Annotated in this window: 13 protein-coding genes; 7 read left to right on the forward strand and 6 right to left on the reverse strand. The window is 55.9% G+C overall.

What is annotated here, in order from left to right:
- Positions 1-11: 11 nt before the first annotated feature.
- Entirely contained in the window at positions 12-737 is a 726-nt protein-coding gene (gene rpsB / locus RVY89_RS15010) for a 30S ribosomal protein S2 (RefSeq protein WP_003856207.1), read from the reverse strand.
- Positions 738-1,058: 321 nt separating this feature from the next.
- Here rpsB and map point away from each other — a divergent pair, with 321 nt between their 5' ends.
- The 4 genes from map to RVY89_RS15030 all read left to right on the forward strand — a co-directional run bounded on the left by map (position 1,059) and on the right by RVY89_RS15030 (position 5,947).
- Positions 1,059-1,853: a type I methionyl aminopeptidase gene (map, locus tag RVY89_RS15015; protein ID WP_023310454.1), complete on the forward strand. Its 795-nt coding sequence runs from the start codon at positions 1,059-1,061 to the stop codon at positions 1,851-1,853.
- Between the two features lie 63 nt (positions 1,854-1,916).
- Positions 1,917-4,592, forward strand: coding sequence for a bifunctional uridylyltransferase/uridylyl-removing protein GlnD (glnD, locus tag RVY89_RS15020; protein WP_484825754.1), 2,676 nt, complete (start codon positions 1,917-1,919; stop codon positions 4,590-4,592).
- A 32-nt stretch (positions 4,593-4,624) separates the two neighbouring features.
- Positions 4,625-5,449, forward strand: a complete 825-nt coding sequence (gene dapD, locus RVY89_RS15025) for a 2,3,4,5-tetrahydropyridine-2,6-dicarboxylate N-succinyltransferase (protein WP_008501915.1) — start codon at positions 4,625-4,627, stop codon at positions 5,447-5,449.
- Positions 5,450-5,560: 111 nt separating this feature from the next.
- Positions 5,561-5,947 carry a DUF3461 family protein gene (locus tag RVY89_RS15030; RefSeq protein WP_014168696.1) on the forward strand — a complete coding sequence of 129 codons (387 nt, stop codon included), beginning with the start codon at positions 5,561-5,563 and terminating at the stop codon, positions 5,945-5,947.
- A gap of 134 nt (positions 5,948-6,081) precedes the next feature.
- Here RVY89_RS15030 and cdaR read toward each other — a convergent pair whose 3' ends face one another.
- The 3 genes from cdaR to dgt form a co-directional block, all read right to left on the reverse strand.
- Entirely contained in the window at positions 6,082-7,239 is a 1,158-nt protein-coding gene (gene cdaR / locus RVY89_RS15035; RefSeq protein ID WP_252002977.1) for a DNA-binding transcriptional regulator CdaR, read from the reverse strand.
- Between the two features lie 146 nt (positions 7,240-7,385).
- Entirely contained in the window at positions 7,386-8,822 is a 1,437-nt protein-coding gene (gene degP / locus RVY89_RS15040; protein ID WP_024907518.1) for a serine endoprotease DegP, read from the reverse strand.
- A gap of 131 nt (positions 8,823-8,953) precedes the next feature.
- Complete coding sequence (gene dgt / locus RVY89_RS15045) at positions 8,954-10,468, reverse strand: dGTPase (protein ID WP_484825755.1); 1,515 nt, start codon at positions 10,466-10,468, stop codon at positions 8,954-8,956.
- Positions 10,469-10,550: 82 nt separating this feature from the next.
- Here dgt and mtnN point away from each other — a divergent pair, with 82 nt between their 5' ends.
- Genes mtnN through RVY89_RS15060 form a run of 3 tightly spaced genes read left to right on the forward strand, consistent with a single transcriptional unit; the run spans position 10,551 to position 12,687 of the window.
- Positions 10,551-11,249: a 5'-methylthioadenosine/S-adenosylhomocysteine nucleosidase gene (gene mtnN, locus RVY89_RS15050; RefSeq protein WP_014882620.1), complete on the forward strand. Its 699-nt coding sequence runs from the start codon at positions 10,551-10,553 to the stop codon at positions 11,247-11,249.
- Entirely contained in the window at positions 11,242-12,042 is an 801-nt protein-coding gene (gene btuF / locus RVY89_RS15055; protein WP_484825756.1) for a vitamin B12 ABC transporter substrate-binding protein BtuF, read from the forward strand. Before mtnN ends, btuF begins: the two co-directional genes overlap by 8 nt.
- A gap of 27 nt (positions 12,043-12,069) precedes the next feature.
- Positions 12,070-12,687, forward strand: coding sequence for a TRIC cation channel family protein (locus RVY89_RS15060; RefSeq protein ID WP_024907514.1), 618 nt, complete (start codon positions 12,070-12,072; stop codon positions 12,685-12,687).
- A gap of 93 nt (positions 12,688-12,780) precedes the next feature.
- Here the strand turns inward: RVY89_RS15060 and erpA are convergent, their stop codons facing one another.
- Together erpA and clcA are read right to left on the reverse strand one after the other, a co-directional pair.
- Positions 12,781-13,125, reverse strand: a complete 345-nt coding sequence (gene erpA, locus RVY89_RS15065; protein ID WP_013095643.1) for an iron-sulfur cluster insertion protein ErpA — start codon at positions 13,123-13,125, stop codon at positions 12,781-12,783.
- 85 nt (positions 13,126-13,210) lie between these two features.
- The gene (gene clcA, locus RVY89_RS15070; protein WP_484825757.1) at positions 13,211-14,611 is read right to left on the reverse strand and encodes a H(+)/Cl(-) exchange transporter ClcA; all 1,401 of its coding nucleotides are present in this window, start codon (positions 14,609-14,611) and stop codon (positions 13,211-13,213) included.
- Positions 14,612-14,632: the final 21 nt, after the last annotated feature.

Below are 14,632 nucleotides of genomic sequence, written 5' to 3' on the forward strand. Positions count from 1 at the left end.
GTAAAACCTTATTATTCAGCTTCTACGAAGCTTTCTTCCGCCTGAGAAGCCAGATCCTGGGAACGGCCTTCACGAACGGTAGCAGCTACAGCGCTCAGGTACAGGCTAACAGCACGGATTGCGTCGTCGTTACCCGGGATAACGAAGTCAACACCGTCCGGATCGGAGTTGGTATCAACGATAGCGAATACCGGGATACCCAGGTTGTTAGCTTCTTTGATTGCGATGTGCTCGTGGTCTGCATCGATTACGAACAGCGCGTCTGGCAGGCCGCCCATATCTTTGATACCGCCCAGGCTGTTTTCCAGCTTGTCCAGTTCACGAGTGCGCATCAGCGCTTCTTTCTTAGTCAGCTTGTCGAAAGTACCGTCCTGAGACTGGGTTTCCAGATCTTTCAGGCGCTTGATGGACTGACGAACAGTTTTCCAGTTGGTCAGCATGCCGCCCAACCAGCGATGGTTCACGAAGAACTGGTCGCAGCTGTTAGCAGCATCTTTCACAGCTTCGCTTGCAGCGCGCTTAGTACCAACGAACAGAATCTTACCTTTACGGGAAGAGATCTTGTTCAGCTCAGCCAGGGCTTCGTTGAACATTGGTACAGTTTTCTCAAGGTTGATGATGTGAACTTTGTTACGCGCGCCGAAGATGAAAGGCTTCATTTTCGGGTTCCAGTAACGGGTCTGGTGACCAAAGTGAACACCAGCCTTGAGCATGTCGCGCATGGAAACAGTTGCCATGTTTAAAACCTCTATATTGAAAGTTGGGGTTATGCCTCCACGTATCCCATATTACCGACCCCGAAGGGCACCCCGGAATATGTGCCGATACGTGTGTGTTGTTACACAAAGTGAGATTTGTCGCTTCCGTCCAGCCTGTGTATCTGAGATGGATCGGAAGTCCGGCGCGCTTTATACCACAAAACACGACCAGAAACCAACAGTTGTTGGCGGAGTGTGCTGTTAATGATTCTCAATTTGGCACGGAGCGTGCCTGACTGATACCATTGACGACACTTAGACTAGTATTGTCGAAAAAATCGACACCGATGGACAGATTACATGGCTATCTCTATTAAGACACCTGAAGAAATTGAAAAGATGCGCGTCGCCGGTCGTCTGGCCGCGGAAGTGCTGGAAATGATCGAGCCGTTCGTGAAGCCGGGCGTCAGCACCGGTGAACTGGACCGTATCTGTAACGACTATATCGTGAACGAGCAGCACGCGGTTTCCGCCTGTCTCGGCTATCACGGTTTCCCGAAATCCGTCTGCATCTCTATTAATGAAGTGGTGTGCCACGGCATCCCGGACGATGAAAAACTGCTGAAAGATGGCGACATCGTTAACATCGACGTGACCGTCATTAAAGACGAGTACCACGGTGACACCTCAAAAATGTTCATCGTTGGCAAGCCGACTATTCTTGGCGAGCGTCTGTGCAAAGTGACGCAAGAGAGCCTCTACCTGGCGCTGAAAATGGTTAAACCGGGTATTCGCCTGCGTACCATCGGTGCGGCAATCCAGAAGTTTGTGGAAGCAGAAGGTTTCTCCGTGGTGCGCGAGTACTGCGGTCACGGCATTGGTCGCGTCTTCCATGAAGAACCGCAGGTCCTGCACTATGATGCAGATGACGGCGGCGTAGTGCTGCAAAAAGGCATGACCTTTACCATTGAGCCGATGGTCAACGCGGGTGACTACCGCATCCGTACCATGAAAGACGGCTGGACCGTGAAAACCAAAGACAGAAGCTTGTCTGCGCAGTACGAGCATACTATTGTGGTAACAGACAACGGCTGCGAAATTATGACGTTGCGCAAGGATGACACCATCCCGGCGATACTGACGCACGACGAATGATAAAAAAGCCGGCAAATGCCGGCTTTTTTAATGGCTATAGCTTTTTCTTATGGGTGGCGCACGATGAGTAATCTTTTACCCGAACAGTATGCTAACACAGCACTTCCCACCCTCCCCGACCAGCCCGATAACCCGGGCGTCTGGCCGTCGCACGAGCTGACCTGCGCGCATATTAAAGCCCATATGGATGTTTTCCATCGCTGGCTGGGCAGCGCGTTCGACGCGGGCGTGTCGGCCGAGCAGCTCATTGAAGCGCGCACCGAATTTATTGACCAGCTGCTGCAGCGTCTGTGGATCGATTACGGGTTTGGGCAAATCAGCGATGTTGCGCTGGTTGCCGTCGGGGGCTATGGCCGCGGAGAGCTGCATCCGCTTTCCGATATCGATCTGCTGATCTTAAGCCGCAAAAAGCTGCCGGACGAACAGGCGCAAAAAATTGGCGAACTGCTGACGCTGCTCTGGGACGTGAAGCTGGAGGTCGGCCACAGCGTGCGCACCCTGGAAGAGTGTCTGCTGGAAGGGTTATCGGACCTGACCGTCGCCACCAACCTGATTGAAACCCGCCTGCTGATTGGCGACGTCGCCCTGTTTCTGGAGCTGCAAAAGCACATTTTCAGCGACGGCTTCTGGCCGTCAGAAAAGTTCTTCGCCGCAAAGGTCGAGGAGCAAAACCAGCGCCACCAGCGCTACCACGGCACCAGCTATAATCTTGAGCCCGATATCAAAAGCAGCCCCGGCGGCCTGCGCGACATCCACACTTTACAGTGGGTCGCCCGCCGCCATTTTGGCGCCACCTCGCTGGACGAGATGGTTGGCTTCGGTTTCTTAACCGAGGCGGAGCGTAACGAGCTAAACGAGTGCCTGCACCTGCTCTGGCGCATCCGCTTTGCCCTGCATCTGGAAGTCACCCGCTACGATAACCGTTTGCTGTTTGACCGTCAGCTCAGCGTGGCTCAGCGCCTGAATTACCAGGGCGAAGGCAACGAGCCGGTTGAGCAGATGATGAAAGATTTCTTCCGCGTCACCCGCCGGGTGACCGAGCTGAACCAGATGCTGCTGCAGCTGTTCGACGAGGCCATTCTGGCCCTGACGGCCGACGAAAAGCCGCGCCCGATTGATGACGAATTCCAGCTGCGCGGCACGCTTATCGATCTGCGCGACGAAACGCTGTTCATCCGCGAGCCGGAAGCAATTCTGCGGATGTTCTATACCATGGTGCGCAACAGCACCATCACCGGGATCTACTCCACCACCCTGCGCCATCTGCGCCATGCGCGCCGTCATCTGACGCAGCCGCTGTGCTATATCCCGGAAGCGCGCTCGCTGTTCCTGAGCATGCTCCGCCACCCGGGCGCCGTCAGCCGCGGCCTGCTGCCGATGCACCGCCATAGCGTGCTGTGGGCCTATATGCCGCAGTGGTCGCACATTGTCGGACAGATGCAGTTCGATCTGTTCCACGCCTACACGGTGGATGAACACACGATCCGCGTGATGCTCAAGCTGGAAAGCTTTGCGAAAGAAGAGACGCGGTCCCGCCACCCGCTGTGCGTCGAGCTGTGGCCGCGCCTGACCCATCCGGAACTGATCCTGATCGCCGCCCTGTTCCACGATATCGCCAAAGGCCGCGGCGGCGACCACTCTGTGCTCGGCGCGCAGGACGTGCTGAAATTTGCCGAACTGCACGGCCTGAACTCGCGTGAAACGCAGCTGGTGGCCTGGCTGGTGCGCCATCACCTGCTGATGTCGGTCACCGCACAGCGTCGTGACATTCAGGATCCGGAAGTGATCAAGCAGTTCGCGGAAGAGGTTCAGACGGAAAACCGTCTGCGCTATCTGGTCTGCCTGACGGTGGCCGATATCTGCGCCACCAACGAGACCCTGTGGAACAGCTGGAAGCAGAGCCTGCTGCGCGAGCTGTACTTCGCTACCGAAAAACAGCTGCGTCGCGGGATGCAAAACACCCCGGACATGCGCGAACGCGTGCGCCATCACCAGCTGCAGGCGCTGGCGCTGCTGCGGATGGATAACATTGATGAAGAGGCACTGCATCAGATTTGGGCCCGCTGCCGTGCCAACTATTTTGTCCGCCACAGCCCAAACCAGCTTGCCTGGCACGCGCGGCATCTGCTGAAGCACGATCTGTCCCAGCCGATGATCCTGCTAAGCCCTCAGGCCACCCGAGGCGGAACGGAGATTTTCATCTGGAGCCCGGACCGCCCTTATCTGTTTGCTGCGGTCTGCGCCGAGCTGGACAGGCGAAACCTGAGCGTTCACGACGCGCAGATTTTCACTACCCGCGACGGCATGGCGATGGACACCTTTATCGTGCTGGAGCCGGACGGCAGCCCGCTCTCTTCGGACAGGCATGAAGGGATACGTTTTGGTCTTGAGCAGGCGATTACCCAGCGCAGCTGGCAGCCCCCGCAGCCGCGTCGCCAGCCGGCGAAATTGCGCCACTTTACCGTCGATACCGAAGTCAATTTCCTGCCGACCCACACCGACCGTAAATCGTTCCTGGAGCTGATCGCGCTCGACCAGCCGGGGCTGCTCGCCCGCGTCGGCCAGGTTTTTGCCGATCTGGGAATTTCGCTCCACGGAGCCCGAATTACAACGATTGGCGAGCGAGTAGAAGATTTATTTATAATCGCGACAGCGGACCGGCGTGCCCTTAATAATGACCTGCAGCTTGAAGTGCAACAACGGTTGACAGCAGCCCTCAATCCAAACGATAAAGGGTGATATGTTTTTTAGTGAAATGGAAAGAGTAAACAATGCAGCAGTTACAGAACGTTATTGAGTCCGCTTTTGAGCGTCGCGCCGAGATTACTCCGGCAAATGTGGATACCGTGACCCGTGAAGCGGTAAACCAGGTGATTTCCCTTCTGGATTCCGGCGCGCTGCGCGTTGCAGAAAAAATCGACGGTCAGTGGGTCACTCATCAATGGCTGAAGAAAGCCGTGCTGCTCTCTTTCCGCATCAACGATAACCAGGTTATCGACGGAGCAGAAAGCCGCTACTTCGATAAAGTGCCAATGAAATTCGCTGACTACGACGAAGCGCGTTTCCAGAAAGAAGGTTTCCGCGTGGTACCGCCTGCGGCAGTGCGTCAGGGCGCCTTCATCGCACGCAATACCGTGCTGATGCCATCCTACGTGAACATCGGTGCCTACGTTGACGAAGGCACGATGGTTGACACCTGGGCGACCGTCGGTTCCTGCGCGCAGATCGGTAAAAACGTTCACCTGTCCGGCGGCGTGGGCATCGGTGGTGTTCTGGAACCGCTGCAGGCTAACCCGACCATCATCGAAGACAACTGCTTCATCGGCGCGCGCTCTGAAGTGGTTGAAGGCGTGATCGTTGAAGAAGGCTCCGTGATCTCCATGGGCGTTTACATCGGTCAGAGCACCCGTATTTACGACCGTGAAACCGGCGAAGTTCACTACGGTCGCGTTCCGGCGGGCTCCGTGGTTGTTTCCGGCAACCTGCCGTCCAAAGATGGCAAATACAGCCTCTACTGTGCGGTTATCGTGAAGAAAGTGGATGCGAAAACGCGCGGTAAAGTGGGCATCAACGAGTTGCTGCGCACCATCGATTAATCGGGTATAACAAAAAGCGGGGGCAACCCCGCTTTTTTTATATCTGAGGGTGGCGAAAATAGATTTTTTCGTTAATTATTCAAAGGTTATGTTGAGATCAAGGGTACCGCTATGTACGATAATCTGAAAAGTCTGGGCATTACCAATCCTGATGAAATTGATCGTTACAGCCTCCGTCAGGAAGCCAATAACGATATTCTGAAAATCTATTTTCACAAGGACAAAGGAGAGTTTTTCGCCAAAAGCGTGAAGTTTAAATATCCACGCCAGCGTAAGACCGTTGTTGCTGACGGTGTAGGACAGGGATACAAAGAAGTACAGGAAATCAGCCCTAACCTGCGCTATGTGATCGATGAACTCGATCAGATCTGCCAGCGCGACCGCACCGAAGTCGATCTCAAGCGTAAGATCCTTGACGATCTGCGTCACCTTGAAAGCGTCGTAACTAACAAGATCAGCGAGATTGAAGCGGATCTTGAGAAATTAACGCGGAAATAAAAGCAAAACGGCAATCCTTGATTGCCGTTTTTAATGTTTGCGCCCTCTCCCCGTGGGAGAGGATGGGGTGAGGGCACCAGACCGCACTCAGCATGTAGGCCGGGTAAGGCGAAGCCGCCACCCGGCAAACAGCATCATCTCTGCTCGTCCAGCTGAAGCGCCACATACAGCAGCAGCCTGTCATCGAAATTCCCCAGATCCAGCCCCGTCAGCTCCGAAATCCGATTTAACCGATACTCCAGAGTATTACGGTGAATAAACAGCGCCTTCGAGGTCGCCAGCGGCTGCACGTTATGGCGGAACCATGCCTGCAGCGTCCGGCGCAGCAGGCCGTTGTTATCCATGGCTTTCAGGCGCGCTAACGGCCGCGCCAGCTCGTTGGCCTGCCAGCCCCCGCGCAGGCTGTCGAGCAGCACCGGCAGCATCAGATCCTGATAGAAATAACTGCGGCTCTCCGGCATCCGCTGCTTGCCCACCATCATGGTGGTGCGCGCGGTACGCCAGGAGCGGGCGATACTGCCCGGCCCGGTAAAGTAGTTGCCCAGCGCAACGCGAAAACGCAGCTGACCATTCTCCTTCATTCGGGAGATCAGCTGCTCTACGCGACGACGATGATCTTCCGCATCCCAGCGGCCAAACGCATTAAGCGCCGGTTTGAGCACCACCATTTCCGTCAGAGAAACAATCGCCACCAGGTTATCGCGCTCCGGCGTCGCCAGCGCATTTTGCAGCTGCTGCAGTTCGGCCATCGCGCTGTCTACGCCAAGCTGACCGCTATCAACCTCAATCACCGCCACCACGCGCGGCTGGTTGAGATCGATCCCCAGACGCTGCGCCCATTCACTGAGCGCAGGCGTATGCTCTTCCGCCTGAATAAGGTTCATCACCAGCTCTTCACGCAGGCGGCTGTCCTGAGCGAGCAGGTGCATCAGGCGCGACTGCTCCAGCATCATCTCCGCCGTCATGCAGACCAGCTCACCGTATTTTCGCAGTGACTCGGGCTCACCGGTGAGCCCGATGACCCCAACAATCTCACCTTCAAGACGCAGCGGTAAATTGATTCCCTGGCGTACGCCGTGCAGGTGTTTCGCTACCGCATCGTCGATATCCACGACACGCCCCTGGGAAAGCACCAGCAGCGCACCTTCGTGCAATTCCCCAATACGCTCGCGATCGCCGCTGCCGATAATGCGCCCGCGGGCATCCATCACGTTGATATTGGTATCAATGATGCGCATTGTGCGCGCCACGATGTCCTGCGCCATTTTGGTATCAAGATGCCAGCCAGCCATAGAATCCTCCCGTGAGCAGAGCTCAAGCATAGGGAAGTTCAGCGACGGCCGCATTGTGCAGATGCACAAAGAGAGAGGGAGAAGTATGGAGTTGTGGCAAGTATCACAGAAACGAGAAAGCCCCTGCGAACAGGGGCTTCTGAGGATTATTGCATCAGCAGATAAAGAGAGGTATCACCACGCTGGATATTCAGCGCCAGCACGGAAGGCTTGCTGTCGAGAATTTTGCGCAGTTCAGCGATATTTTTCACCGGCTGCTGGTTAGCGCCCATGATCACATCACCTTTTTTCAGGCCGATACGGGCTGCCGGTGAATTCGCTTTCACGTTATTCACCACCACGCCTTTGTCTGCGCCTTTATTGCTCATCTCGGCACCTTCAATACCGCTGAAGATGGTGCTGGAATCCACCTGATTCTGGCTGCTCTGCTGCAGCTCCAGGCTCACGTTAACCGGCTTACCGTCGCGCAGCAGGCCGAGGGTCACTTTGCTGCCAATCGGCATTGAGCCCACTTCGGCACGCAGGGCGGCAAAGCTGCTGATCGGCTTACCGTTCAGGGAGGTGATCACATCCCCTGCTTTAATGCCCGCTTTCGCCGCAGAGGAATTCGGCATCACCTGGCTGACGAATGCCCCGCGCTGGGCGTCAACTTTCATCGCCTTAGCCAGTTCGGAGTTCAGCTCCGTACCGAGGATACCCAGCTCGCCGCGTTTCACCTGGCCATACTGCACCATCTGCGCGGTCAGGTTTTTCACCATGTTACTCGGGATAGCAAAACCGATACCGATGTTGCCGCCGTCTGGCGCAAGGATCGCGGTGTTGATACCGATCAGCTCACCGTTAAGGTTCACCAGCGCACCGCCGGAGTTACCGCGGTTGATCGCCGCATCCGTCTGGATGAAGTTTTCATAGTTCTCAGCGTTGAGGCCGCTACGGCCCAGCGCAGAGACGATACCCGAGGTCACGGTTTCACCCAGACCAAACGGGTTACCGATCGCCACGGTATAATCACCCACGCGCAGCGCGTCGGAGTCGGCAATTTTAATCGCCGTCAGGTTTTTCGGATCCTGAATCTGGATCAGCGCGATGTCGGAGCGCGGGTCTTTACCCACCACTTTGGCGTCGAACTTACGGCCATCGCTCAGCTGAACCTTAATGCTGTTAGCGTTATCGACAACGTGGTTGTTAGTGACGACATAGCCTTTCGCCGCATCAATAATCACCCCCGAGCCAAGCGCCATAAATTTCTGCTGCTGGCCACCGCCCTGGCTGTCATCTCCGGCACCGCCGCCCTGACAGAACGGAGAGCTCTGGAATGGCGAACCATCCTGGCAGAACGGCGAGTTGTCGCCGAAGAACTGCTGGAAGTTACGCGGCATACGCGGCGTATTGACGGTCGTACTGCCTTCAACGTTAATACTCACCACCGATGGCATCACTTTTTCGAGCATCGGTGCCAGGCTTGGCATCTGCTGCGCGGTTGCTGCCGACGACGCGGTCTCGGCTGCAGTAGCAGTCAGAGGAGACAGCGCTAAACCTAAACTCAGAGCCAGTGCACTCATTGCTAATGTGGTTTTTTTCATGTTTCTCAATCTCGATTTACAAGTAACGCAAAATTGCTGTGTAACTCAGATTCGTTTTATACCGCTTAGTTCCGGCGATAAGTTTATGGAAAAGGTAAAAATTTATTGGCCGTCTTTACAAAACTCAGGGATTATTCCACCGCCATCAGCTTGCGATATTCATCCCAGGCATACAAATCCGTCATGCCGCTGATATAGTCCTGGATGAGACGGCAGCGATAATAATATTCCATCACCGGCCATTGGGGAGAATGGCGATCCAGCTTGCCAATCGCTTCCACATACGCCAGACGATGCCGGGTAGAGAGTTTCTGATAAAGCCGCGATTCGATAGGTATTCTGCGCACGCGCTCGTGTTCCACCAGCTCGCTGAATTCATCGACCGACAGCTGGAGCAACGGGGAATAAATTTCCAGTAACCCACTAATTACCCGATAGCCCTGCAGCTCAAGCTGCTCGACATCCGGATGGCTGAATACATGCCGCATCGCCACATGTTTATAAAGCTCAAGGAGTTGACTGAAACTGCTGTCATCTTCCAGCAGCGCGTGGTTGAATTCCCCGCTGAAAATGAGCGGCAAATTATCAATAAAGCGCGACGCCGCATACGGCACCAGTTTATTTAATGTATTGACCCGCAAATACATAAAGAACTGGTCTTCCGTACTGCGGCTTAATGTATTTGAGCGCGATTTTTCCCAGGCATTTTCGACAACCTGCGCAAACAGCGAGCCTTTTTCATGGGTGCCCCAGGCCGTATAAAGATGCTGATAAAGCTCCTCGACGCTGAAGATTCTTTTCTCCACGGCATCTTCCAGATCGGCCACGCAATAGGAGATATCATCGGCGGCTTCCATAATCCAGGTCAATGGAAAGCGGCCGTTTGGCGTCAATGAGAGTTCTTTACGTAGCCGCTCAATATAGGCCTCTTCGGAAAGGTAATAGCCTGGTTTTTTCATTAAATAACTGTGGGACGCGGGCGTATCCCCCATCCACCACGCGGGGCGCGTATATTTCAGAATGCAGCCGACCTGTGCCCAGGTCAGGTTCATGCGCATCAGGGAATGGACCAGACGGATCCCCTGCGCGTTGCCCTCAAAGTGACAGAGATCCTGGCGCACCTTGCGGCGCAGATCGTTCAGCCCCTCTTCGCCTTCACGCAGGCGTAAATCGCGTACGATGCAGCGGTCGTCGCTCAGCGGCTGGCTTACCGCATCCGAAGGGTAAAGCCGTTGTTTAAACCAGTCATTGATTGCCGCCTCACCAAAGTGGCCGAAAGGCGGGTTGCCGATGTCATGCATCAGGCAGGCCATCTCAACGATGCTCTCGAAAGGCCCCGTCAGCTCGTCCAGACCATAGGTTTCCAGTAAGCGCTGCTCTTTGAGACGGCTTAAAATCTCTTTGGCAATGTAGCGCCCGACCTGCTGCACCTCCATAGAGTGGGTTAAGCGCGTGCGCACCGCGGCGTTACGCTCAAGCGGAAATACCTGGGTTTTTTGCTGCAGACGGCGGATGGCGGGCGAGTTAATGATCCGCCCGCGATCGCTTTCAAAGATACGCAGGATCTCATGTTCGCTCTTGTCGCCCTGCGGCGAACGGAAACGTCGGTGCCAGTTAATTTTGGTGCGAAAATCGATTGGTGCCATGTGCTCCCCCGCGTGAGAATGCGTTTCCCCTTAACCGCATGATAGACTATGCATCTTAACAAGGCACATCGCGAGTAAATCTATGAAAATCGGCATTATTGGTGCAATGGAAGAAGAAGTTACGCTGCTGCGTGACAAAATTGAGAACCGTCAGACCCTCTCTCTTGGTGGTTGTGAGATCTACACCGGCCAGCTGAACGGTGTTGACGTGGCTCTGCTGAAATCAGGCATCGGTAAAGTGGCTGCTGCGCTGGGTGCGACCCTGCTGCTGGAGCGCTGCAAGCCGGATGTGATCGTGAATACCGGCTCTGCGGGCGGCCTGGCGCCGACGCTGAAAGTGGGTGATATCGTTGTCTCCGACGAAGCGCGTTACCACGATGCCGACGTCACCGCGTTCGGTTATGAGTACGGTCAGCTCCCGGGCTGCCCTGCCGGGTTTAAAGCTGACGACAAACTGATTGCGGCGGCGGAGACCTGCATCGCAGAACTCAACCTCAACGCGGTACGCGGTCTGATTGTCAGCGGTGATGCGTTCATCAATGGTTCCGTGGGTCTGGCGAAAATCCGTCATAACTTCCCTCAGGCGGTAGCCGTTGAGATGGAAGCGACCGCGATTGCGCACGTTTGCCATAACTTCAGCGTACCGTTCGTGGTGGTTCGCGCCATCTCTGACGTGGCAGACCAGCAGTCCCACATCAGCTTCGACGAGTTTCTGACCGTTGCGGCAAAACAGTCCACCGTGATGGTGGAACGCCTGGTGCAGAATCTGGCACGTGGCTAAACATACCCTCAGGGCGCTGGCCGCCCTGCTTCTTCTCGCACCGCTGTGGCTCTACGCTGTACCGCGCGTGATTACGCTCTCTCCCGCGAATACGGAACTGGCATTTGCCGCCGGGATAACGCCCGTTGGCGTGAGTAGCTATTCGGATTATCCACCGCAAGCCGCGGATATTGAACAAGTTGCAACCTGGCAGGGGATGAACCTTGAGCGCATCGTGGCGCTTAAACCGGATCTCGTGCTGGCCTGGCGTGGCGGCAACGCCGAGCGGCAGGTCAACCAGCTTACCTCCCTTGGCATAAAGGTCATGTGGATTGATGCCGTCAGCATTGAGCAAGTCGCCCAGGCGCTACGCGCCCTGGCACCCTATAGCCCTGCGCCCAAAAAAGCCGAGGCCGCGGCGAAACAGATGCTGAGCGACTATGCCGCGCTGAAATCCCGATACGATACCCCTGTTAAAAAGCGCATCTTCCTGCAGTTTGGCAGCCAGCCGCTGTTCACCACCGGAAAAGGGTCGATTCAAAACCAGGTGCTGGAAGTTTGTGGCGGTGAAAATATCTTTGCTGCCAGCCGGGTGCCGTGGCCCCAGGTTAGCCGTGAACAGGTCCTGGCGCGCCAGCCGCAGGCCATCGTCGTGGTCGGAAATGCGAGCGAAATTCCCAAAATTGAGCAATTCTGGCAAAAGCAGCTAAAAATACCGGTAATCCCCCTCAACAGCGACTGGTTTGAACGCGCCAGCCCGCGTATTATCCTCGCCGCAAAACAGCTCTGTGCCGCGCTGGCAGAGAGTCACTAACATAAGACCCTTTTCGAGGATTTAACGATGCTCGTTTATTGGCTGGATATTCTTGGCACAGCCGTTTTTGCTATCTCCGGCGTCCTGCTCGCCGGAAAACTACGCATGGATCCGTTTGGCGTGCTGGTGCTGGGCGTAGTGACCGCCGTAGGCGGCGGGACTATCCGCGATATGGCGCTGGCGAATGGCCCGGTGTTTTGGGTGAAAGATCCTACCGATCTGGTGGTCGCGATGGTCACCTGCCTGTTAACCATTGTGCTGGTTCGCCAGCCCCGCAGATTACCCAAATGGATATTACCGGTACTGGATGCCGTGGGTCTGGCCGTGTTTGTCGGTATTGGCGTCAATAAGGCGTTTAATGCGGGCACCGGTCCGATGGTGGCGATCTGCATGGGCGTATTAACCGGCGTGGGCGGCGGGATCATTCGCGACATTCTGGCGCGTGAGGTACCGATGATCCTGCGTACTGAAATTTACGCGACGGCCTGTATTGCGGGCGGCATTGTCCACGCGACCGCATACTACACGTTTGCACTTCCGCTGGAAAACGCCGCGATGCTGGGGATGGTCGTGACGCTGGTGATACGTTTAGCGGCGATACGCTGGCACCTGAAGCTGCCGACGTTTGCGCTGGATGACCGGTAAAAGCAAAACGGTAACCTGACGGTTACCGTTTTTAGTCTTTTCTCCCTCTCCCTGTGGGAGAGGGCCGGGGTGAGGGCAACAGCCCGCACCCTCTTAAATGCTGAACGAAGAACCACACCCGCAGGTGCTTGTTGCGTTCGGGTTGGTGACCACAAAGCGCGAACCTTCCAGACCCTCGGTGTAATCCACCGAACCGCCCACCAGATATTGCAGGCTCATCGGGTCAACCACCAGCGCGACGCCCTGTTTCTCGATGGTCATATCGCCATCGTTAACCTGATCGTCAAAGGTAAAACCATACTGGAAGCCGCTGCAGCCGCCACCGGTAATATAGACACGCAGTTTCAGATCCGGATTGTCTTCGTCGGCAATCAGGGTTTTCACTTTGTTGGCTGCTGCTTCGGTAAACTCCAGCGGCAACGCTACATCATCACTCATCTTATGCTCCCATGAATACTGCTACTGCTATTGGGTAAAATTCACCCAATTCTTTGTGTCATTATCTAATACCCTGGTAATTCATTCAAGTATTCTGCGTTGCGGCCCGCTCCGCCTCTTGTTTTGCCAGAGTACGCGCAAGAATGGTGGAGTATAGCGGTTTTCCACCCAGGAACTGGGCTAATAGTGTCGCGCCGAGACAGGTAATGATCATTGGCAAAATGAGCTGGTAATTATCCGTCATCTCCAGCACCAGGACGATCCCGGTCAATGGCGCGCGCAGGGAGGCGGCCAGCAGCGCCCCCATTCCGGCCACCGCAAAGGTCCCGGCGTCAAGGTGATAGGCGGGAAAGCCCGCTTCAGCCGCCATACCAAACGCGGTACCCAGCAAGGTTCCCAGCGCCAGCATCGGGGCGAATATCCCGCCGGGCGCGCCGGAGGAAAAACAGAGCACCGTCGTGATGACGCGGGAGATAAACATAAACAGCAGCAGACCCACGCTAAAGTTCCCCGCCGCCGCAATGGGGATCAGCCCGAACCCGCCGCCAGCGGCATTCGGCTCGATAAACCCGAGTACGCCACACATTCCGCCCAGCAGGCCGCCCATCAGCACCCATTTCGTGGTGTTCCCGCCGTGAATGCGCTGGAACATATCCTGAGCGCGAAGGATAAAGGTGTTAAACAGCGGCCCCACCACGCCAAAAATCATGCCGAGGATCAAATAAAGCCACAGGGTGTTAACCGGCGCGTTGGTCAGTTTACCCACCTCAATAACTGCGCCCTCGCCATTAAAGATGCGAAACACGATGCTCGACATAATAACGCCGGTAAACACCGCTTTAATCGAGATCAGGTTATAGCGAAACTGCGCGCGCATCTCTTCGATAATGAACAAAATGCCCGCCAGCGGCGCGTTAAACGCGGCGGAAAGCCCCGCCGCCGCGCCGGTTGCCAGCAGCGTATGGCGCGCTTCGGCACTTCGCATCCGAAAGAGATCGCCCACCATGCGGCCGACGTTCCCCCCCAGCTGTACCGTGGGCCCTTCCCGGCCAAGCACCATCCCCGCGCCCAAGGTACCCATGCCGCCGATGAATTTAACCGGAATCACCCGCCACCAGCGCACCGGACGCAGCTCCTCCAGCGCGCCTTCAATTTCAGGAATGCCCGACCCGCCCGCCTCCGGCGCGAATTTACGCACCAGAAAATACCCCACCATAGCAAACAGCGCAGACAGACCGAATGCCCACACCCAGACCAGCCATTCGCGGTCGGCGAAACCAGCTACGGTGCCCACTCGCCAGTTGAGTACGGCATTAACCGCTTTTTCAAACGCCACGCCAATCAGCCCTGCGAGAGTTCCCACCACGGCAGCGGCCAGCAGGATCGCCAGCGGCGTTTTATCGCGATTGAGCAGCCGCCGAATGCTGATTCGATGCTGAGCCCGCGTAAACTGTTGTTCTTCAAAAGACGGAGAATCTGATTTCATGTCCTGTTCTTATTCGTCATA

It is taken from the genome of Enterobacter sp. 3U4, from assembly GCF_057224565.1.